This window comes from Fictibacillus phosphorivorans, assembly GCF_023715845.1.
GTDB lineage: Bacteria > Bacillota > Bacilli > Bacillales > Fictibacillaceae > Fictibacillus > Fictibacillus phosphorivorans_D.
This window is the reverse complement of sequence record NZ_JAMBOR010000010.1, coordinates 37,725-58,547: the sequence shown is the minus strand read 5'-3', so window position 1 is coordinate 58,547 and position 20,823 is coordinate 37,725. Positions and strand designations below refer to the sequence as shown.

At 40.4% G+C, this 20,823-nt stretch carries 24 protein-coding genes; 5 read left to right on the top strand and 19 right to left on the bottom strand.

The genetic code is table 11. The features are described 5' to 3' along the window. Positions 1-92: 92 nt before the first annotated feature. From iadA to M3206_RS09435, 7 genes are all read right to left on the bottom strand, one after another. Complete coding sequence (gene iadA / locus M3206_RS09465) at positions 93-1,265, bottom strand: beta-aspartyl-peptidase (protein ID WP_251312276.1); 1,173 nt, start codon at positions 1,263-1,265, stop codon at positions 93-95. 170 nt (positions 1,266-1,435) lie between these two features. Next, positions 1,436-2,419, bottom strand: coding sequence for a 3,4-dihydroxyphenylacetate 2,3-dioxygenase (gene hpaD / locus M3206_RS09460; RefSeq protein ID WP_251312275.1), 984 nt, complete (start codon positions 2,417-2,419; stop codon positions 1,436-1,438). Positions 2,420-2,432: 13 nt separating this feature from the next. After that, a complete protein-coding gene (hpaB, locus tag M3206_RS09455) occupies positions 2,433-3,908 on the bottom strand; it encodes a 4-hydroxyphenylacetate 3-monooxygenase, oxygenase component (protein WP_251312274.1) in 1,476 nt (491 codons plus the stop codon). A gap of 12 nt (positions 3,909-3,920) precedes the next feature. Beyond that, the gene (hpaE, locus tag M3206_RS09450; RefSeq protein ID WP_251312273.1) at positions 3,921-5,435 is read right to left on the bottom strand and encodes a 5-carboxymethyl-2-hydroxymuconate semialdehyde dehydrogenase; all 1,515 of its coding nucleotides are present in this window, start codon (positions 5,433-5,435) and stop codon (positions 3,921-3,923) included. Beyond that, positions 5,419-6,210: a fumarylacetoacetate hydrolase family protein gene (locus M3206_RS09445; protein WP_251312272.1), complete on the bottom strand. Its 792-nt coding sequence runs from the start codon at positions 6,208-6,210 to the stop codon at positions 5,419-5,421. Before M3206_RS09445 ends, hpaE begins: the two co-directional genes overlap by 17 nt. Next, positions 6,211-7,134 (bottom strand): 2,4-dihydroxyhept-2-ene-1,7-dioic acid aldolase, encoded by a 924-nt coding sequence (gene hpaI, locus M3206_RS09440; protein ID WP_251312271.1) that lies wholly within the window; start codon positions 7,132-7,134, stop codon positions 6,211-6,213. A gap of 15 nt (positions 7,135-7,149) precedes the next feature. Beyond that, positions 7,150-7,827: a GntR family transcriptional regulator gene (locus tag M3206_RS09435; RefSeq protein ID WP_251312270.1), complete on the bottom strand. Its 678-nt coding sequence runs from the start codon at positions 7,825-7,827 to the stop codon at positions 7,150-7,152. A 216-nt stretch (positions 7,828-8,043) separates the two neighbouring features. Between M3206_RS09435 and M3206_RS09430 the strand changes: the two genes are divergently transcribed. Together M3206_RS09430 and cspD are read left to right on the top strand one after the other, a co-directional pair. Continuing rightward, on the top strand, positions 8,044-8,334 hold the full coding sequence (locus M3206_RS09430; RefSeq protein WP_251312269.1) for a late competence development ComFB family protein: 291 nt from the start codon (positions 8,044-8,046) through the stop codon (positions 8,332-8,334). A gap of 217 nt (positions 8,335-8,551) precedes the next feature. Further along, positions 8,552-8,752: a cold-shock protein CspD gene (gene cspD / locus M3206_RS09425; RefSeq protein WP_066237152.1), complete on the top strand. Its 201-nt coding sequence runs from the start codon at positions 8,552-8,554 to the stop codon at positions 8,750-8,752. A 170-nt stretch (positions 8,753-8,922) separates the two neighbouring features. On the opposite strand, the gene M3206_RS09420 is transcribed toward cspD, so the two are convergent. The 5 genes from M3206_RS09420 to M3206_RS09400 form a co-directional block, all read right to left on the bottom strand. Continuing rightward, on the bottom strand, positions 8,923-9,066 hold the full coding sequence (locus M3206_RS09420) for a hypothetical protein (RefSeq protein WP_251312268.1): 144 nt from the start codon (positions 9,064-9,066) through the stop codon (positions 8,923-8,925). 77 nt (positions 9,067-9,143) lie between these two features. Further along, on the bottom strand, positions 9,144-9,719 hold the full coding sequence (locus M3206_RS09415) for an MEDS domain-containing protein (RefSeq protein WP_251312267.1): 576 nt from the start codon (positions 9,717-9,719) through the stop codon (positions 9,144-9,146). Between the two features lie 134 nt (positions 9,720-9,853). Next, positions 9,854-10,717, bottom strand: coding sequence for a hypothetical protein (locus M3206_RS09410; protein ID WP_251312266.1), 864 nt, complete (start codon positions 10,715-10,717; stop codon positions 9,854-9,856). A 745-nt stretch (positions 10,718-11,462) separates the two neighbouring features. After that, a complete protein-coding gene (locus M3206_RS09405; protein ID WP_251312265.1) occupies positions 11,463-11,921 on the bottom strand; it encodes a collagen-like protein in 459 nt (152 codons plus the stop codon). Between the two features lie 320 nt (positions 11,922-12,241). Beyond that, positions 12,242-13,324 (bottom strand): collagenase, encoded by a 1,083-nt coding sequence (locus tag M3206_RS09400; protein ID WP_251312264.1) that lies wholly within the window; start codon positions 13,322-13,324, stop codon positions 12,242-12,244. A gap of 103 nt (positions 13,325-13,427) precedes the next feature. On the opposite strand from M3206_RS09400, the gene M3206_RS09395 reads away from it, so the two are divergent. Further along, the gene (locus M3206_RS09395; protein WP_251312263.1) at positions 13,428-13,763 is read left to right on the top strand and encodes a toprim domain-containing protein; all 336 of its coding nucleotides are present in this window, start codon (positions 13,428-13,430) and stop codon (positions 13,761-13,763) included. 41 nt (positions 13,764-13,804) lie between these two features. On the opposite strand, the gene M3206_RS09390 is transcribed toward M3206_RS09395, so the two are convergent. From M3206_RS09390 to M3206_RS09380, 3 genes are all read right to left on the bottom strand, one after another. Next, positions 13,805-14,179: a VOC family protein gene (locus M3206_RS09390; RefSeq protein WP_251312262.1), complete on the bottom strand. Its 375-nt coding sequence runs from the start codon at positions 14,177-14,179 to the stop codon at positions 13,805-13,807. Positions 14,180-14,195: 16 nt separating this feature from the next. Beyond that, positions 14,196-15,419, bottom strand: a complete 1,224-nt coding sequence (locus M3206_RS09385; RefSeq protein WP_251312261.1) for an MDR family MFS transporter — start codon at positions 15,417-15,419, stop codon at positions 14,196-14,198. Positions 15,420-15,983: 564 nt separating this feature from the next. Beyond that, positions 15,984-16,616, bottom strand: coding sequence for a DsbA family oxidoreductase (locus M3206_RS09380; RefSeq protein ID WP_251312260.1), 633 nt, complete (start codon positions 16,614-16,616; stop codon positions 15,984-15,986). 214 nt (positions 16,617-16,830) lie between these two features. Here M3206_RS09380 and M3206_RS09375 point away from each other — a divergent pair, with 214 nt between their 5' ends. After that, complete coding sequence (locus tag M3206_RS09375) at positions 16,831-17,490, top strand: deoxynucleoside kinase (RefSeq protein WP_251312336.1); 660 nt, start codon at positions 16,831-16,833, stop codon at positions 17,488-17,490. A 46-nt stretch (positions 17,491-17,536) separates the two neighbouring features. Continuing rightward, positions 17,537-17,755, top strand: coding sequence for a hypothetical protein (locus M3206_RS09370; RefSeq protein WP_251312259.1), 219 nt, complete (start codon positions 17,537-17,539; stop codon positions 17,753-17,755). Positions 17,756-17,774: 19 nt separating this feature from the next. Here M3206_RS09370 and M3206_RS09365 read toward each other — a convergent pair whose 3' ends face one another. The 4 genes from M3206_RS09365 to M3206_RS09350 all read right to left on the bottom strand — a co-directional run bounded on the left by M3206_RS09365 (position 17,775) and on the right by M3206_RS09350 (position 20,536). After that, positions 17,775-18,125, bottom strand: a complete 351-nt coding sequence (locus tag M3206_RS09365; protein ID WP_251312258.1) for a hydrolase — start codon at positions 18,123-18,125, stop codon at positions 17,775-17,777. Between the two features lie 276 nt (positions 18,126-18,401). Next, entirely contained in the window at positions 18,402-18,776 is a 375-nt protein-coding gene (locus M3206_RS09360; RefSeq protein WP_251312257.1) for a cupin domain-containing protein, read from the bottom strand. 11 nt (positions 18,777-18,787) lie between these two features. Then, a complete protein-coding gene (locus M3206_RS09355; protein WP_425590720.1) occupies positions 18,788-19,210 on the bottom strand; it encodes a DUF1992 domain-containing protein in 423 nt (140 codons plus the stop codon). A gap of 105 nt (positions 19,211-19,315) precedes the next feature. Next, positions 19,316-20,536: an MFS transporter gene (locus M3206_RS09350; protein WP_251312256.1), complete on the bottom strand. Its 1,221-nt coding sequence runs from the start codon at positions 20,534-20,536 to the stop codon at positions 19,316-19,318. Positions 20,537-20,823 lie beyond the last annotated feature (287 nt).

Sequence of the window (20,823 nt, the reverse complement as noted above, 5' to 3'; positions counted from 1 at the left end):
ATCGCCACCTTAATTTTTTTTATGTATGGTGTCTATTTTACCATATTTTTCTCACGCAGAACATGTGTACAGAAAGCTAAAAAAACCTCCATTTACTCAAAAGTCCCCTTTATTACTGCACGACCGCTCTGAACCATCACTTGCCCGAGGGCTATGACTGTATCGATGTTCAAGTTATCTTTATTCAGCAGAACAAGATCAGCATGAAGCCCTTCAGCAAGGATTCCTTTTTCTTTAAGCTTTAGAATTTTTGCAGGATTGCTAGTAATCGTCTGCAAAGCGGTTTGAAGAGGTATCCCCTCATGAACGACAGCATCTCTTATTTCTTTATACAGCGAGTTCACTTTACCGATACGAAGCCCCGTAAATTCTCCATGTTCATTAAAAGCAGGAAGACTTCCCTGTGCATCAGACGTGAAGGTAATACGTTCGATCGGTACTCCCGCTTCAAGCATCCTTTTTAAGCCGGTGCTGCACTTCACTTCGCCTTCTTCTATAAACTGTTTCGTTGTACTGGTCGTAAAATCTACATAGCCGCCCTTTTTCGCATATTCGATCCCGGCTTCAAACACATATGAATTTCGGTTGATATGCGTCGGGTAAAACTGAGAAATAGGAAGATCAGTTGTTTCGATTACTTCCTCAATCAATGAGAGCATGCGCTTTGAGTCCCCGAGATGGATGTTGACTACTCCCGCTTTCCCTGACAGCATTCCCGCCACACGAGCTTGTGAAGCGAGTCTGGCAAGTTCGTGCGCATTAGGCTGAGAAGATCGATGGTCACTAATCGCAATCTCTCCCACACCGATTACTTCATCAATCATCATGATGTCTGTTTCGATGCTTCCAGTCAGTGTTTTAACAGGTACTTGATAAGAGCCCGTATGTACAAAGCAGGAGATGCCTTCTTCTTTAAGTGCTTTCGCTTTTCCGATCAGGTTGGTCATCGTGCGCGCCGTTCCATCCGTACCAATTACTCCAACAACAGTTGTAACACCTGCAAGCGTGATGTCGGATAAATAAATCTCCGGTGTTCTTGTCTTATATCCCCCTTCTCCTCCGCCTCCTGTTATATGAACGTGAGCATCAATAAAACCGGGTGCAACGATTTTTCCAGTCGCGTCGATCATATGGATATCAATATCAGATACTGGCCATTCAATATGATCAGAGATTTTCGCAATTTTCCCAGCGGCTATTAAGATGTCCTTTTTTCCAAGATGATGAGGTGCATATACCTCACCGCCTTTAATCAATGTAATCATAAAATCAGTCCCTTTTTTTATCTGTTAAACTGGAAGATTTATCATCTTAGTCTATTATCGATGAAATCGTTCCTAAAAGGAAATGTAATGATCCTTCTGCAGCGCATTCTACAAACGACAAAAAAGCTGACTTTAGAATCAATGATCCTCTAGTCAGCTTCCATCTTTGATCACGTTACAAAGTCAGGCTTACGCTGTGCCAATGTTGGGCTCTTTTGTTTAACTGGCTTTCCGGTTTCCACATCTAAAAACGAAGTCGCCTCATTAAACCAGCTGTCTGGTGCTTTATGTCCCCAAAACGTCTGTCTACGTGGGTCATTGATATCCCATTTCACCGGCTTAAAGTCTGGATCACTTGTTAAGTAATCTCCATTGTAAAGTTCGATGCGGTTTCCATCCGGGTCCCGAATGTATAGGAAGAATGCGTTAGATAATCCATGTCGTCCTGGTCCGCGCTCGATATGATCTGCATATCCCATACTTGCCATCACATCACAGCAATGGATGAGACTCATCGGATCTGAAAGCCAGAATCCCACATGATGCAGACGTGGGCCTTCCCCGTTCATGAATGCTACATCATGGACCGTTGGTTTTCTATGAAGCCACGCAGCCCAAGTTCTATCATCTTCTGTAGCGGTATACTCTGAAACTCTGAAACCAAGTTCTTTTGTATAGAAGGAAACAGCTGCTTCAACATCAGGAACCATACAGTTGATGTGATCGATCCGCTGAACCCTTGCTCCCTTGTACAGATCATACTTTTGAATGCAGCGTTCTACCCCTTCCATCTCTACAAAAAACTCTAGAGGTATGCCTGATGGATCTTCCACACAAAGGGTTCTGCCGATGCCCACTGACTGATCGGCTTCTTTCCACAGTACCTTTGACCCTTTTCCTTTAAAAAAGGACGCTAATGCATCGAGATGTGCATCTTCCCAAACTTTATAACTGACGGCATGCACACCGGGCTTATCAGCTTTTTTCAAAAGGAGGCTATGGTGGCAATGTTCTTCTAACCCCCTTAAAGCCATCCAATCGGAAGAGGAAGCTGTTTCAATGAAACCGAGAGCATTTACATAAAAATCACGTGAAGCGTTCAGGTCAGTCACGTTCATGACCACTCGCGCGATTCGAATAATGTTAAAGTCCAACATCTGCACCCCCTTATACACTCGTATAATTATGATCTGAGGATTTCACACGGTTCAAGAAATCTTTCACCATATCTTTATACGGCTCTTTGTTGAACTGATCATAATAAATATTTGACATACGTGCTGGATCACCAAAGAAATAATATTCATATAGTGCTTGGCGGCCTCCAAATGTGCTGATTGAAATATCCCAAGCTAATCGGAATAACTGTGTACGCTCATAACCGTCAATATTTGCGCCTTGCGTATAGCGGTGAACGAGTTCGCCGATATCTTCCGCATTAAAATCTGCTTCAGTCGGAATCCCCATCAAGCCGGAGGCACCAAGAATCTTCACGATCTCCACTATGCGCTGATATATTTTTGGATACCAGTTGCGAGCTGCGTTTAAGGGAGCAAAGTCAGGCGTCATGTTGCCGTACTTATCGATCGACGCATTATGTTCCGCCCGATAAAGGTGGGAACGCATCGTCTCTAGAATCAGCATTACTTCTGATGCTTTTTCTTTTACATGTGGGAACACATCGATTCCAATGGCTTCCATCATATTTAAAATTACACCAAGGACAAATTCTGTTTTCACCGTATTCTTTGCTATAACCTGGTGAGCCATATGAACAATCGCGTTCGTCTCTACATAAGTCCTATTGCAGATGTCAGAGTTTCCGCTGACAAACACACGCTCCCAAGGGACCAGTACATTATCGAACACAACGATCGCATCACTTTCTTCAAACCGTGAACTAAGCGGATGATCCCACTGACTTCTGCCTTGGTCAAAAGATTCTCGGCATAAAAACTTCAGGCCATCTGTATTGTTCGGGATCGCAAATGCCATTGCATAAGGATCGTCTTCTGAAGACGCCTTGTTCAACGTTGATGGGAAAACAACGATCTCATCTGTTACTCCGCCGAGCGTTGCAAGCAGTCTTGCGCCTTTTACAACGATTCCGTCTTTGTTCTTTTCAACGATCCGAGCAGACAAATAAGGGTCCTTTTGCTCGGACTGCTTTTTTGAACGATTGGTTTGCGGATGAATGAGCGTATGCGTTAAGCTAATGTCATTCTCCCTGCAATATTCATAGTATTTCTTCGCATTCTCAGCGAACATCGGATCATCTTGAGCAAAGAAGTTTCCAGATGTACCAAACGCCATCACACTTGTATTCAGATAATCCGGTGTGCGGCCCATCATTCCCCCTGTATACCTTGCCCATTCGGAAATCATCTCGCGGCGGCGGATCAGATCTTCAACCGTTTTTGGAGCGATAAATGAAAGTCCTACCTGATCTCCTGTGGTCTCAGAAGTGTATAGCATCTTGTCTGCTTTTTCATGCTGGAGGTCATACAGGTTGGCAATAGATCTCACAATATTTCTGAATGCGGGATGAGATGGTACGTCATCCACTTTTTTACCATGAATCCAAACATTGTTTTTTGCTTTCGTGATTCCTTGGATATATTGTTCCCCCGTACGTGCAGGCAAAGAAATTCCTCCCTAGTGTTTAGCTTCGGTCTGAAGCGTTTGTTTTTTCTTTCCGAACTGCTGAATATGATGATCAGCGAGTGCCACATGCACCACTTTCGTTTCTGTGTAGAATTCAAACGCATAGTGTCCGCCTTCACGTCCGATCCCAGAGTTTTTTGATCCTCCGAACGGAATGCGAAGATCACGTACGTTCTGCGAATTCACCCACAGCATGCCTGCTTCAACAGCGTTTGCGACACGAAGTCCTTTTTTCATATCGTTCGTCCAGACATAGCCCGCTAGACCATATTTAATGTCATTTGCGTATTCGATTACTTCCGCTTCATCTTTAAAGGTCATGACAGAGAGCACCGGTCCAAATATTTCTTCTTGCGCCACCGTCATATCATTCTTCACATTTAATAAAAGAGTAGGAGCTACAAAGTTTCCTTTTTTATGAGATTCAGAGAGCTGCTGACTGTAGAGCTCTGCCCCTTCATCTTCTGCAATCTTTAGATAGCGTTTCACATTTTCATAGTGTTCATGATGAATGAGCGGTCCAACTTCTGTATCCGGGTCCGATGGATCACCTACAATGATGTTATCTACTCTTTCTTTTAGTTTGGCTATGAATTCATCTTTAATAGATTCCTGTACGAACAAACGTGAGTTAGCGGTACATCTTTCACCATTGAAGGAGAAGATTCCCCACACACAAGCATCCATGGCACGGTCCTTGTCGCAATCGTCAAAAACGATAATAGGAGATTTGCCGCCCAGTTCCATCGAGAACCGTTTTAATGAATCGGCTCCGTTCTTCATAATTTCTGATCCGGTTTTCGTCTCGCCTGTAAATGAGATCAGCTGAACATCAGGATGTGCTACGAGTGAGGCTCCCGCTTTTTCACCAAAGCCGTGAACAACGTTGAAGACCCCTTTCGGCAACCCTGCTTCATCAACCAACTCTGCTAGTTTATTTGCTGTCAGCGGAGACCATTCGGCTGGTTTTAGAATAACTGTATTTCCAGTCGCTAAAGCAGGTGCGATTTTCCACGTTTCAAGCATAAAAGGAGCATTCCATGGTGTAATGAGCCCTGCAACGCCAACCGGCTTCTGGATGGTGTAGTTCATGAACTCTTCATCCACATGATAGGCTTCTCCAGACAGGCGGTTCTTCACCATCTCCGCATAAAATCTGAAATTATCTGCCGCACGCCCGACCATCTTTCTTGTTTGGGCGATCGGTAGACCTGTATCATAAGATTCCAGTAAATCGATCTCTTCGATGTCGCGATCAATAAGTTCAGCGATTTTATAGATGTACTGAAGTCGTTTTTCTTGCTTCATCTTGCCCCATGGCCCTTCCTTAAACGCTTCTTTTGCCGCTTTTGCTGCGAGATTGATATCTTCCTTTGTTCCTTCACTGACAGTATTAATTTTTTCATTCGTAAAAGGATTCAAGTTTACGAAGAATTCACCGGTATGACCGGATACGAACTGTCCGTTTATATAATGTTGTATCGTTTCATTAACCTCTGGCTTCATTGTCCTTCCCTCCTGTTGGCACCTTATCGGTACGGCCATCAACAATCGTGTTTTCCAATGCACCAAGATAATCGATCTCAAGTCTTACAACATCACCTGGATGTACGTGTGAGATCCCTTTTGGTGTTCCCGTCCAGATCACATCGTTCGGCTCAAGTGTCATGAATGAAGACACGAACTCAATGATCTCTGGGATGGAATACATCAGGTCTTTTGTGTTCCCCTGCTGTCTCAGTTCACCATTCACAAATGTGCGGAGTTCAAGGTTTGTTACATCCGGAATATCCGCGGCATCCACATAAAATGGCCCCATCGGACCGAATGTATCGTGCCCCTTCGCACGTACTGGCGGACGGTACCAATTGTTAACGAAGTCACGTACCGTTACGTCATTCGCAATCGTGTAACCGCTTACAAATTCCATCGCATTTTCAGCTTTAATATTTCTTCCTTCCTTTCCGATCACAACGGCAAGTTCGTTCTCATAATGCATGTACGTCGCACCGTCAGGATAGAATACTTGCCCTTTATGTCCGACGAGGGATGAATTGGGTTTTATAAAAAGGACAGGTTCAGCAGGCTTTTCCAGACCCAGTTCATCGGCGTGATCAGCATAGTTTAATGCGAGACCAATCATCTTATTTGGCTGAAAAGGAGGAAGCCAAGTATCGATATCCTTGATATTCGCGGTTTTTCCTGAAGAAAAAGTAATCATATCATCAATAATCGTTCCCTTTTGTTCTCTTCCTTCATAGATCACTCTTGCATGTTTCATTTATGCTTCACTCCCTATTTTTTCTACTAAACCATAGTCAGCCAGAACAGATCTGATTTCCTTCTGCAATGAATCTGACGGCAAGTCCATCGGCATTCTCAAGGTTGGATTAATTCTACCCATCATTCCAAGGGCAGCTTTCAAAGGTGCTGGGTTCGTATCTTTAAACAGAATATCATTTAATGGCATCAGATCATAATGAAGCTTCATGGCTTCCTCAACATTACCTGATTCCCAGGCGTTATATACTTCAGCTACTTTAGACGGCAGGACGTTTGCTGTCGCAGATATGTATCCTGCTCCCCCGATTGCCAGCATCGGATAGCAAAGCAATTCAATACCTGAATACAGTAAAAAGTCACGTCCGCAATTTAATAGCACACGGTTTACATGTTCGAAGTCTTTATTGGATTCTTTGACACCAATGATGTTCGGACAATCTTCATTAAGCCGGGCAAGTGTTTTCACCTCCAAGTTAACGGCAGTTCTTCCAGGGATGTTATAGATGATAAGCGGAATATCTACACTGTCTGCGATCGTCTTAAAGTGTTTGTATAGAGCATGCTGTGAAGGCTTGTTGTAGTATGGGACGATCACCATTGCACCATCTGCTCCCATTTCCTGTGCGAGTTTAGTAAGGTGAAGCGATTCCTGATGATTGGTAGATCCAGTTCCAGGAACGATCGGTACTCGTTTATTAACAGCCTTAATCGCTGTTTCCATCACTTGCTCACGTTCTTTCAGCGTTAATGAGGAAGGCTCTCCTGTCGTTCCGGTTACGGAGATCCCATGACTCCCTGATTGAATGTGCCAATCTATTAAACTTTTTAGTGATTCAAGATCCAATGACTCATCCTTGTTAAAAGGAGTGATAATGGGTGCAATGGAACCGCGCAGTGTTTTTTTAACTTCTTCGATATTCATTTTGTTCCTCCTTAATCAATAATTGATAGTTTTTGACTGAATGGATTTGTCCTCAAGAAATGCTTTTAGCGTGTTCAACTTATGATTGCGGGTAAAAGACTCAATCTTCACAGGATCTTCTCGATTTTGAATCATTTCAATAAGCTGATAATGTTCTGCTATGGACCGTTTCATTCTGGAAGGTTTCATGGTCATACCACTTTTTCGGACAGTACAAAGTCTCTCCCAAGTTGAATGAATCTGTTCTTTTAAAAATTGGTTTGAACAATATTTGTAGGTTAGTTTGTGAAATTCTTTGTTGTAGTTGGAGAAAAGAGAAAAATCCAGTGAATCAAGTGCTTCTTCCATTAACGTGGTGTAGGCTCTTAGTTCGTCGAGTTTTTCGTGAGGAAAGGATTTAGATGATTCTGCTGTTGCAAAACCTTCTAGTACGGCAAGTACAGATAACGTCTCAAGATATGCTTCTTCATCAAAAGGTGTTACGATCGCTCCTGAATATGGTTTGAACGAGATTAGGGAATCAGCTTCCAACTGCCTGATGGCTTCACGCACAGGGATAGCACTCGTTTGAAGCTCTCTTGCCAACTGATCAATAACAAGCTTGTGACCAGGTGGATATCTTCCATCTAAGATGCGGGAACGAATGACTTGATAAGCATATTGCTGTTTGTTGGGTTTATGTAGAGTTTTCATATTTCTATGTTAATCCCAAATCATATATGATTTCAAGTTTATTTTCAGAAAAATCATATATTATTGTCTATTTAGTAATATAGTAATGAATTTAAGATAACTTTCAATATTATCTAGTTATAATGTCATGTTAGATTATTAAAAAGTTTACACTTGTAGTAAGAATAAGCTATGCTATTTATATAGATTGTAAATAAATAAAGGGGTAACCAACCCATGAATGTAAAAAATGCTATGGAAATATTAGTAGATGAAGCACTAAGTAATTATTGGGGACAGCTTCAACTGCCATGCAAATGTGAGATTTGTAAAGCAGATGTATTTGCCATTACTCTCAACAACTTACCTCCCCGATACATATCAAACGAAGATGGCTATGCATACGTAAAAGCACAAAACTTTGATGACCAATCACGAGTGAATATACTGAACCAGATTGTTAAGGCAACGGGTATCGTAGCAACACGTCCTTCACATGATATAAAACCATCTTCCTCACAAGAGTAGAAGATGGTTTTTTAGATACGATTTAGTGATGATGCTCACCTGACTACAAGAATAGCGTGTCTCTTTATTCCTATTTTTCAGAATAGTTCCTTGCGGGGCAAACTACTTTGTGATATATTTGTGACAACCATTCAGTACTGGATTACATCTTAACAAGAGTTTGAAAGTTGTTTGGTAATTACGGCACACAGGTGCAAACGTTCTAGGAGGCATTCACATGCAAACAGGTAAAGTAAAATGGTTTAACGCAGAAAAAGGTTTTGGTTTCATTGAAGTTGAAGGTGGAGACGATGTATTCGTACACTTTTCAGCCATCCAATCTGAAGGATTCAAATCTCTTGACGAAGGTCAAGAAGTAGAATTCGAAATCGTTGACGGAGCTCGCGGACCTCAAGCAGCTAACGTAACTAAAAAATAAGTTTTAACTTATATACGAGACCGGCACACATTGGTGCCGGTTTTTTCTTTTTTTATTTCATAGTGGTTGATTTCCCGGCTAGTGGTGAGCAACCCCTGCATTACACGATTAGAAGTCTCCAATTCAAAAAAATCCAAATAAAAAGAAGAGGCTCCTTGGGGTCAGGACCTCTACTCTTTATAACCAATTTTAGATTTGTAACTTTCAATCTTTCCGAGTATATCTACCTTCTCTTCTTGTGAGAATATACCGAGTTTGTGAAGGATCAATGTATACTGCTGCAGTTTAAACAAAGAACTTTCTTTGTACCACATGGCTGTCACCTATCTTTCCTTAAGGAAACTTTTTTACCCTTTGTAAATACTATATGCCACATGCTACTTTTATGATTCTAAATCTCAACGGCATTTTCCATTTTATAGAACTTCGAGTAATCAACTCCATCATCACTTAATATAAATTTGTGTGTTCGATAAAGTGCCAATTTAAGTGATTCAGGCATTCTTTCTTCATCATAGGCACACATGATGGTTAATCCCATATCTGCCGAAAGTTGATCAACCACCTTTTCAAGTTCTTCCACTATTTTGAGAGGTCCCTCAATCGTACTCCATTCTACATGAGTCCAAGTGCGGATAGACTTATTCTGTTCGAGTAAGGACATGTACATTTTTTCAATATGACCAAGAATGGCTGGGGGGTGATAACATCCAGTTGAAAAATAAAAGTCAAAATTATTTATGATATGGATATCGGTCATCTCAGTATCATTCAGATGCACCTTTAATTCTTTCATTACTAAGGGCAAATACCTTTCATTTTCTATCAATATAATCGTTTGTTGGTTTGCAACCCCATCGATAATGTATTGGACTACTTTTTTTATGTAATTAGTCATACTGTTAAAGGCATAGAGCAAATGGGCACTTCGGTTATCTGCTAAGAGTTCGTCTAGGTCTATTTTCAAACGTTTCCCCTCCCCATTCTTTAATTTTCTTAACTTTTATATACATTAAATTCTTTGTTGTTATAAAAAAACCTTTATTTATCCCTAATAAATAAAAAAAGCGCTCTAATCAGAACGCTTTCTATTATCCTATTTTATTTTTTTAATGTTGAAAGCATAGCCCAGATCGCTTGCTCCCATTCTGCTGATTTTTTATGTTCAGGAAGATTAACCGTGTATTTCACGTGATCTCCGCTCTTAAGCTTTTGAATAACAATATATTTCTTAAAAGAATCTTTTGAAGCGGTGATGAAAAGTTCAGTTGAATCAAAAGCTGGGCCAGCCGTTTCAACACCGTTCAGTTCTTTCACCTCTCCAACCGCTTCAAGTTCATCATGCGCCCATTCTTTAAGATCTTCGATTGATGCATCTTCAGAAAGAGGCTCAATTCTAACGAATGTTTCCGCGAACTCGGTAGCAAATATAACATCTTTACGAGGTTCTTCAGCTGTAAACTCAAATTCATCTATTTTATAAAAATAGTAATCTTGTTCACTCTTCGTCAGAGCCGCTTCTTTCTCAACCTTTTTTCCATCTACTGTATATTTAAGAGTTTGTGAGGCAGCTGGCTGATCTTCACCTGATTCTGCAGCTGTGATCTTCTCAAGAATCCATTGATCATCTTCGTTTTTCTTATAGACGATCGAAACTTTCGATCTTTCTTCTAATTCCGCGACCGTATCCCTTACTTCATCAGTTAATCGGAGAACAAGTGGTTCACCCGCTGTTTCTACTTCAATCGAATGATTATCAATTTGGCCGATGTAAATAACTTCTTCTTCAATAGATGCAGCAGGTTCTGCTATTGCTTCTTTCTTTTGATCTGAATTTTTTTGATCTTGTTTAGCAGATTGATTAATCTCTTCCTTTTTCTTGTTATCCTTTATATCTCCGCTGCACGCTGATAGTAAAAACGCAAGCGCCAATAAAAAGCTCTTCAACCATATCTTTGTTGTCATTACTCATCACCTCATTTAATTAGACGAACGTTTGAGAAAATTGTTACATATTGGAAATTGTTTTTCATAGAAAAATAATTCAGTCGATATATAGAGTGTACGTAACCATTTTAAAACGGAGCTGTATAATTTTGAATCCATCATTTGCCTCAACTTTACAAACAAACAAGCTTGTAGCTACATGTTATGGGGAATGTATTACTATGCCTCGCAAGCACATAAGCGAGTACACAAACGATTAGCAGTGTCATGTTTAGGGTGTATCTGGGGATCTCTTTCTAATCACATATCTATCTTATTATCGGGCGTAAGAGGAGTATTGTTAACCCATTTTTTCTACTTTCACTATACTTGGGCAAAATTTTAATTAACACCATTTAAATAGCCTCACCATCTTCAGAAGTATCTCCATTGAGCTATAATGAATCTACTGGCATCATTGTTAACGTCGAATTAAGTGAACTGCTAAACACAGCGCGGTTTTTATGAATACAAGAGGAGGTATTTTGAAGGAGGAAACCATGCATACACATAAAGGGATCTATGGTATCTGCATAGATGATAAAGGTCATTTGCTTACGGTGGAAAAGAACGGAGGACCTTATAAAAATCGCTTAGACCTCCCTGGCGAACGCCTGAAAAGGGGGAAACGGAAATCGAAACTGTTGTACATGAGATATTAGAAAAAACCGGTTATACGGTTCTTACCGCTGTAAAAATAAAAAAACCGCCAATGGCGGCTTTTTTAATAGCAATAAATGGCCAGAATCTGGCGTGTATCCATGGCGAAGTAAACCCAGCGGCGTCCGTTCCAACGAAATCCTGCTGCTGTTCCTCTGCCTACGAATATCAGCCATGCCCAGAATCCAGGACCCCATGTCGGCCAGATGTAAGAGTATCGGAACAGGCAATAACGAAGTGTAATGGGTGCAACGGCATATGCGCCAGCTTGACCGCCTACTCCGCCACCGCCTTGCAGACTGTAAGCTTGTGATTGTGAAGGTGTGAAGCTTGGAGGAGGTGATGTTGGTGCTAATCCGCCTCCGCCACCGCCTGGAGGGCCGCCTTTACCGCCTGGTCCTTTTCCCCCTGGTCCTTTACCACCCGGTCCTTTACCGCCTGGCCCCCCTGTAAATCCCTGTCCTCCTGGATTGAAGCCTGGGGGATATTGTTGACCCGGATCATAAAAAGATCTATGCCTCAAAATATTCATCTCCTGTATAGATTGTTGTGCTCGGTTTAGTTTATTCACTTAGAAACCTATTCGTATAGACAAGTATCTCGCACTTTCTTATTAAATAGGATTGCTGTTCTATGATTTAGGGTATATTACAGGAAACATCATTGTTTTTAAGGAGGCTGATATCATGGGACGCATTAGCAAAGGGATAAAAGGAATGGTTATTGCTTATTTAATTAAACAGGGTAAAAAGAGATTGCTTCCGGTTATAAAACGAAAACTTAAAAGCAGATAATAAACGGGCCCAGATTCGATGGGTCTTTTTTATTCGGTATTTCTATCCTCTACCAGTTAGTGTTCTCCCGATGTTCTTTCATCTCATCGATTAAGAACCTCAACTCAAACTCTATCATCGATTCATCCAGTACAGTTTCAAACGTATGATAAAAATTTTGATGGTTCTCCATCAGTAATTTCTTTATTTTTGACTGGTTTCCGTCTCTAACTAATTGATCGATCGCATAATAGCTTTGCCGGTATGGAAGATGGGGAGAAATTCTGCGGTTTTCATTTGCCCAATCACTCACGCTCTCTATCCTTTTGAAAGGAATGAAATGAAGCGGGAAAAATTCAGGCGTTTTGTCTATGCTTCTTAATCCCGCATATTCAGCTATCCCTTCCTCAAACCACCGCGGCAAATGGCCGTTTACAAGCCCTCTTTGCCCGAGATAACTCACGATCCAATGATGTGTGTATTCATGAGCGATTAGTTCTAAAAAGGGTAAATCGTCCTCTTCCATTGTTTCAGTAAGTAGAAGGTGCACCGTTTCTTCTGTTGGAACATACATACCATGTAAATTTTCATAGGAATGAACGGGAAGTTGTTTTTGAAAATTCTCTGGGTCTCGATAGAGTATAACCGTTACGGGTACGGGTTGGTGGGCATCTATCAGCTTTTCATTTTCATTGATAACTTTCCGGATATGGTTAATGGCGGCAGCAGCGAAATGCTCGTCCTCGGGGCTAAAGTACACAACCGCCTCTTTTGATGATTTTACGGAGAGTGTTTTAAGGAAGTCAATTCTCTTAAAAAAGAATTGGTTGTCGTAAAATACGGTTTTCGTATAGATTTGATTTTTAGCTCGTGCAGGTAAATCTGGAGTTAACGTATGATGAAGGTAAAAATTGAAAGAAGAAAATATAGCTGAGGATAAAATTACAGTCGTAACGAGACATAGTAAACCGATTCTTTCGGCTTTCGATTTCGTGGACTTCTTGATCAAATAATATTTAATACTGGAAAGAACCAAGGTCACACCTAGCGCTAATCCTAACAGTTGATTGGTCAATAAAAATAAACCATAGATCAGTAATAATAAACAGATTGAATAACCAAGAAATTTCGTAATAAGATAAAGCCTGTTCAAAATATATAAGCCCCTTTTTTTATGTGTAATTTTCTAGAAGTTGTACTATTATCAATATGCAATCCATAAAATCATAGTGAATCCAAGTTTTACAGGAGGCGCTATGACCGGATACATTGTTGAAGGAAAAAGTGATCAACTGAGAGTGCAAAGTGTAGACCCGCTGGCACATTTTGTGATTTTAAACGGCATCTCATTTCGACATAAAGAAAGAAGAGCTATTGAAGAGGCATTGATAATCTGTAACGAAGTGTATGTTTTAACCGATCCTGATGAACCTGGTGACAAGATAGCTAAGAAAATCATGGATGCTTATCCAGAAATTAAACGGATTCCCATCGACCCTGAAAAAGCTAGAAATATAAGAGAACATCGATACAAATACGGAGTGGAATATTGTTCGAATCAATATTTAAAGGAAACACTTCCAGGCATTTAAAAAGAGGCTGCAGAGAAATTCTCTGCAGCCTCCAATTATTTTTATTTTCCTTCAAAGAATTCAAGCAACTCTTCATCAGGTCCGTAAAAGAAAAAATATTTTCCGTTTGGCAGTTCAGTAATCTCTTTATCTTTTAACTGAATGCCTTTTTTCTTTAGAATTTCAAACTTTTCTTCAATGTTTGTAACAGAAAAAGCGAGATGATGAACCTTCCCTTCATTTGTTACCTCTCCTGTATAACCAGCGATCAGTTCTACGAGCACTTTACTTTCTAATCCTAAAAAGGCAAGTTCTACTGGAACGCTTGTATGATCGAATCTGTCGAGCAGTTTTAATCCTAATGTTTCCGTATAGAACGAAAGGGACTTTTCCATGTTTGTTACCATAATCCCCGTATGTTCAATACCAGTAATCATGTTGTTTGCTCCTCTCTTATGTTGAAACAGAATGTTCATCCGCTAATTTCTTACGAATAGATTCCCCGTATTGAAAAAATGGCAAAGACAATAATGAAATCAGTGTGAGACTCCCAAATACGTAGAATCCATGTTCAAAACCGAAAGCACCTAATAGGAGTCCCCCAATCCATGGTCCCGCACTAAAGCCGATCGAGCGAAAAGACATCGCTCCAAAATATGTACCTCTCATATGATCTGGCGCGAGATCGTCTAATAGTACATCACTCATTACGAAAACAATGATTTCACCTATCGTTAAAAACACCATACTGATTACGAGGAAGATCCAATTTGTCGATAACCCGAATCCCAATAGAGCGAGACTGAACGCAATACTTCCAAATCGCAGGGCATTCATCGGCTGAAATCGCCTTACAAAGTTTGTAACCGGAAACTGCAGCAGCAGAACGGTCACAGCATTTGTAACCACTAGATACGCGAACAGCTTAACGCCATTTTCAAATTGCGGGGCATTCCCTATATATTGCGCAAGTGTTGTATCCATTTGTGACTGTGCCATCATCACAATCGTGTTACCTATTAAGAAAAATGCTAAGATCCGATCTCTTGATAGAACCGTTAGTGCAGATTTAATAGAAAATTTCCGAGCATCACCTGCTTTAAGTTCTGCTGAATATCCCTTCAACGTAAAAATGATCAACAGCCCATATACAAGATATGCAGAAGCAGTGATATAAAATGCACTTGTTGAAGAACTCGTTCCTAAGTAGGTCCCTGCAACAGGACCTATCGCGGCCCCGACATTGATCGCAAAATAGCGCGCATTAAAAACTCTCAAGCGGTTTTCTTTCGTTGTCACATCGGCGAGCAGCGCTCGAGAAATAGGCTCGAACCATGATCTGCAAAGACCATTCAGCATATTTAATAAAAAGAAATGCCATACTTGCTCAGCTAGGGCAAACCCTGCAAAAACCATACTCCACGTTAAAATAGCTGCTGTCATAACCGGAAGTCTTCCTATGCGGTCGGAAAGATAGCCCCCAAAAAATCCTCCAAACGTTCCAGTTAGTGCACTGATTCCGATGATCAAACCAACCAAAGCAGGATCGATTCCTTTTTCACTATACAAATAGATCGCTAAAAAGGGCATCGTCATAAAAAAAGCAGCACGTGTAAAAAGTGTCCCCGTAATAATTACAAGAACCGCCGGATGCCACTTTGCAAAGAATCCCTTCATCCCCATTCCTTCTCTCTTCTAATCTGTTTTATGACTTTATCACTATTATATAAATTGATAGAAAAGAATTTTACATTTTCTGAAACTTTCTGTAATTTGTTTCGTCTGATATAGGTGTACCCCCCTTTCCCGGAAAAAAGCCCTCCCCTTAAATGGGCTTTTTTCTTTTTTATTTTATGAGAGGGGATTTCATGTATAGTTGCGATGTTTGGCGAAATTCACCTATTGATCTAATAATCATAAAATTAGACTTAATAATCTTAAATTAGACCTAATTCCTAGCAAATTAGACTCCAATGAAAAGGAATATAGAGCTGAAATCTACTACTTTTAAGATCATCCAATTAAATGTAAAAGTAAACTTTTTGTGCTTCTTTAGTCCGTCAACGCGACTTTGTCACAAAGTGATAACGTTTATCAAAAAAATCACATATTCCCCATAAAATTTATGGGAATTGCTATATTATAAACATCCCTATCAACAACCCCCTTTTTTCATTGTTAAGAATGAAAAAGAGCGCTTAGAGGAATTCCTACTAAGCGCTCTTTTTTCAGTTGTTCGTTTTATTCACATTCATCGCCTTCACAAAATTCCATCTTCTCATCACGGATTGCTCCTCGAAGAGCACGTTCAATATTTGGCTGAGGATGCAGCCCTTTTAATACTCTTTCTCCGACAAACATTGTCGGAACAGCTGTTATCTGCATCTCTTCAAATGCTTGCCGCAAGCATTCTTCCCTTGCTTCGCTAAATTCACGAGCAACGAGTGCTTTTTCAAACGATTCTCCATCTAGTCCAATCTCTTCCGCTATCTCACGAAGTACGTTGATTTGACCGATGTCTTTCCCTTCTTGAAAGAAACTAGCAAAAACACGATGTGTATACTCTTTTTCTTTATTATGCTTTTTTGAATATAATAGACCCTCATGTGCCAAGTGTGTGTGAGGCTGGGGTGATACATCTGGCAGAATGATTTCTACGCCCATTTTCTGTGCGAGTGGACGTACAGATTCCTGCCATGCACGCTGAAGATAATCTTCTTCAGGTTTTAGCGTTTCTTCAGGATAAGGACGCAATTCAAACGGCATCCATTCGATCGTGACATCTTTATCTTTCGTTGCTGCTAATAGCGGAGCTTCCGCTAAAAAACAATAGGGACAAACGAAATCTGTATAAACTTTAACCTGTATCGTCATGTTATATCCCCCTCGTTCCTTTTTTTAATCTTCCTTTACCGGGATTATCCATATTCCGACAAACACCCTCTATTCACCTTTTGGAATACATGATATATTTAGAAGGGCTTATAAGCCATACATACCATATATTGATTTACATACATATGAACCACCCTCGCTTTAGCGCTACCCGCTTTAGCACTTCAATTTAGGAGGATATACTGTGATTTTAATGGCAGGTATGATCGGAACAGGCAAATCAACGTATGCTGAATTTTTAAGCGAACAATTAAACAGTGAAATTTTTTACGAAAGCGTCGTTGATAACCCTATTTTACCCGATTATTACAAAAACCCGAAGCGATGGGCTTTTCCGCTTCAGATTTATTTTTTAAATACACGTTTTAAAACGATCCGCCAAGCTAGAACGAGTCCAGACAACGTATTGGACCGCAGTTTGTATGAAGATCTGATTTTCGCTGAACTCAATTTTGACTCTGGCAACATGACACAGCTCGAATTTGATACGTACAAGGACCTTCTTGAAACCATGATGAATGAGATCGACAAAACACCTAAATCTCGTCAAGACCTTCTCATTTATTTGGACAGTGATCTGGATACCGTTCTAAACCGGATTAAACAAAGAGGCCGTTCTTATGAGCAAGTTGAAGAGCACCCAGAACTTTTCACTTACTATAAGACGCTGCACACGAAATATAAAGAGTGGATCAAAGCTTACGATAAAACACCTGTATTGATGATCGAAAGTGACCAATACGATATCTTTGATAAGAACGATCAGGATAAAATCATGACACTTGTCAGGAATGAACTGAATCGTCTTGAATCTGTTCATTCACGCTCTGCTGTCATGCATGAAATCCGTTAATTTCACAAACACTATGTGGACAATTATGCTTTAAGGAGTGAATATTTTGTTTTCACTATTCTTTATCTCACTGGCTGTCATAGTGGTTGCCGCTGGATTATGGATGACAATGAAAGTTGCAAGAAAACAAAGAGTCTATAACGAAGATGAAGTGAATCCTGCCGTTTCAAGACATCCAGCAACTCTTAATCCTATTTTTTTAGCATTGCTCGGATTTGCAGTAATCATTACGATCATTATCTATATCGCATTCTTCGTATATTAATAAAGAAAAGGCCAATAGACTATTCGTCTGTCGGCCTTTTTTCAAGGTCTTGCGGTTTTTCCGGATTCCAGAAGCTCATCGTCTCAATAAATTTTCTTGTTTCATCTTGACCGAGATCATGGATGATTTGATAAGCTTCCTTTAATTTTTGATCATACCGGTCGTTATCCGAATCATTAGAATAAGGAAGATAAGGTACATGTGAACGATTGAAAGTATCTGTTGCTGCGCTGTCTATTTCTTGAAACTTTTTCTCAAGTTTCCTTACATCCTCTTCTGAAGCTGAGATCTCAAATTGAAAGGAAGATGCGGTCTTGATCGGTAAAATTTCTCCACTCTCTACATTCACATAATAAGGTCTTTTCTCCAAAGTACGCCCTCCTTTTTTCTATATTTTCTACTACACGCTCATTTTTATGTAATCCTCATCATCATCTTTTTCTCTTATAATAACCCATGATCATAATGGCTATCGCAAAACAAAGAGTAACACATAAAAATAGCCGTAACGCCATTTCTATTTTGGGAATATATTCAAAAAAATGGTTTTACTGTATTTTAGCATGATCCTTTTTTAAGTAGCTTTCCCTTCGCAACCAAACTGCATAACAAAGGTTTACAAGAAAAAAACCCTTAAGCAAGATCGCTAAAGGGTCACATGGCTGATGCTTTTTACTTTTTTGACGACAACACGATCACCGTGTGCGGGTGGCTGTGATGTGACGAGGAACTCAGCAGGAAATTCGCTGTCATTTCGAACTTGATGAGGTGTGCCTGCAGGGATTTCAATTCCTTGATGAGCGCTTAGCACACATTCTTCCCCGTCTTTTTCAATAACGATTTCTCCATTTAGAATAAAGAAAAACTGACGGGAAAACACATGATAATGTCTTACCTCTGCTGTCACGGGCGGCATTTTTTCGTGAATGATGCTAAGGTCATCCTGTTTAACGAGTTGCCACCCGTCACAATTATTTCCCCACTGATAATGTTCAGCATTTAAGGTGCTTATTTTAGACATACATCCTCCAATTACTTCTTCAAAACGTCCTCCAGATTCACTTTCATCCGCTGTGCAGTCGGCGGACAGGTTAAGTTATGCTGAAACACTTTTTGGTTAATCGACTCTACTGTTTTTTTGATGTTATATTCTACTGTATATGACTTTAACTCTTCTTTTAATACGTCTATCTCTTTTCCAAGTTTCACCCAATTGGGCAAAATATGATTATCTTTCATGATTTTGTGGAGCCTTTTCTCCGGATTATAGACAAGATCTTCATCAATATTGAGGGGTTTGCCCATCCCTTCAAGATCATCAAAAGCTCCTTCTTTGCGAGCACGGTTCACAATAGCGGTAATATGGTCTTCATAGTACCATGCATGGGTCTGTTCGTCCTTCATTAAAATTTCTCGCTTCTGCAGTTCCTTTTCATAAGACGGTTTTTTATCCACTTAAAAACCTCCAGGAATAAATTTACTTCTTATATATAGTTTATGTAAACCTTTCCATTTGCCTTGTGAAATTTATGACAGATTTGTAGCGAAATGATGTACGAATTATGAACGCTTTACACCATTAAAATTTCTGATGAAAGGAAAAGAAAACACGAGTAAAGCTATAAGCATCTCCATTGAACCACCCCACACAAATACATCAGCTGCACCTATCCTTTCAACGAGGAGTCCAGCGGCTCCTGCCGCAATGGGTTCAGAAATTCCCATGATGATGACCATAATTCCGATCACACGGCCAAACAGCTTTGGCGGTATTAAAGCATGGTTCACACTCGGCGCAATCACATTGACCGCTGCTTCAAGAAAACCGACCATAGATAGTAAAAAGAGAAGAACCGCCAGTTCTTTTGAAAAGAAACCAATCAGAAAAATACTTACCCCCTGCAAAAAACAGGTTAACAACGTCATATATGGCTTAGGTTTATGAATGACAAAAAGGGAAAATAGGACTGCAGCCACAACACTCCCAACCGCAATTGAGGTATGCGCCCATCCGTATCCTTTGATGCCAAAATCTAAATCCTTCATCAAAAAAGGAAGACTAACCATTACTGCACCCACCGCTGCATTTGCAAAAAAGGCAAAGACGGCCATCGTGGCAAGAACAGGAGTACCGGTGAAGAACGCAAATCCTTCTTTCATTCCAGCAAAAAAGGAAGATGTCCTTTCCTCCTGCACCTGTTCGTTTATTTTAATAAAGATGAATAACCCTGCAGCTGTAAAGAAGGCCAGGCCATTTAATAGGAAAGCTATCTTAGCTCCATACATGGCATAAAGAAGTGCTCCAAGTCCTGGACCTACAACGCTTGCTGCCTGTCCAGCCATCATGAGGAGGCTCATAGACTGTGTGTAATGTTTTTCTGCAACGAGACGTGTTCGAAAGGTGATACCCGCTGGCTCGCTTACCGCATCAATCAAACCAAAGAGGACACCAGCTATGTAAAAAATATAAATGGATGGATCGCCTGCAGCAATAACTGCAAACAGGAGAAACAAGAGAGTTCCTCTTCCAATAGCTGACCCAATAAGAAGTCTTTTAACGGAGAAACGGTCAACGAAGGCTCCACCAAAGAGTACAAAAGAGAATTTCGTCAGCGTTACCAACAAGATGTATGTTCCTACAATGACAGGCGAGCCTGAGATTTGAACGAGCAGCCACATTAATGTGATCATAAAAATGCTGTCGCCCAAAGCGGTGATAATCGAACTCAGCCAAAAATATAAAAAACTTCGATTGCGAAAGATTTCCCCTGAGAGTTTCATAGGTATTAGTCTCCTGACCTTTTCATCTACACTCATTATAGGAAAATTCAAACAGGAAAACGATCACTGATTTAATATTTTTTTGAAAGTGGTTCATTTCCGCTGCAGGGCTCGCTTTCCGCAGGGCGTGCGGTGAGCCCCCTCTGTACTGCGTATATTGAGTGGTCTCATCTGCCCCGCTCGTCCTGACCAACGTCAGCCTTCCTTTATAAGTTTACGGTACGTGTTATTTTATTCTGTTACACGTTCGCGCAAGATGACCCGCTTTTCGCTCAAAAACGTCGAGT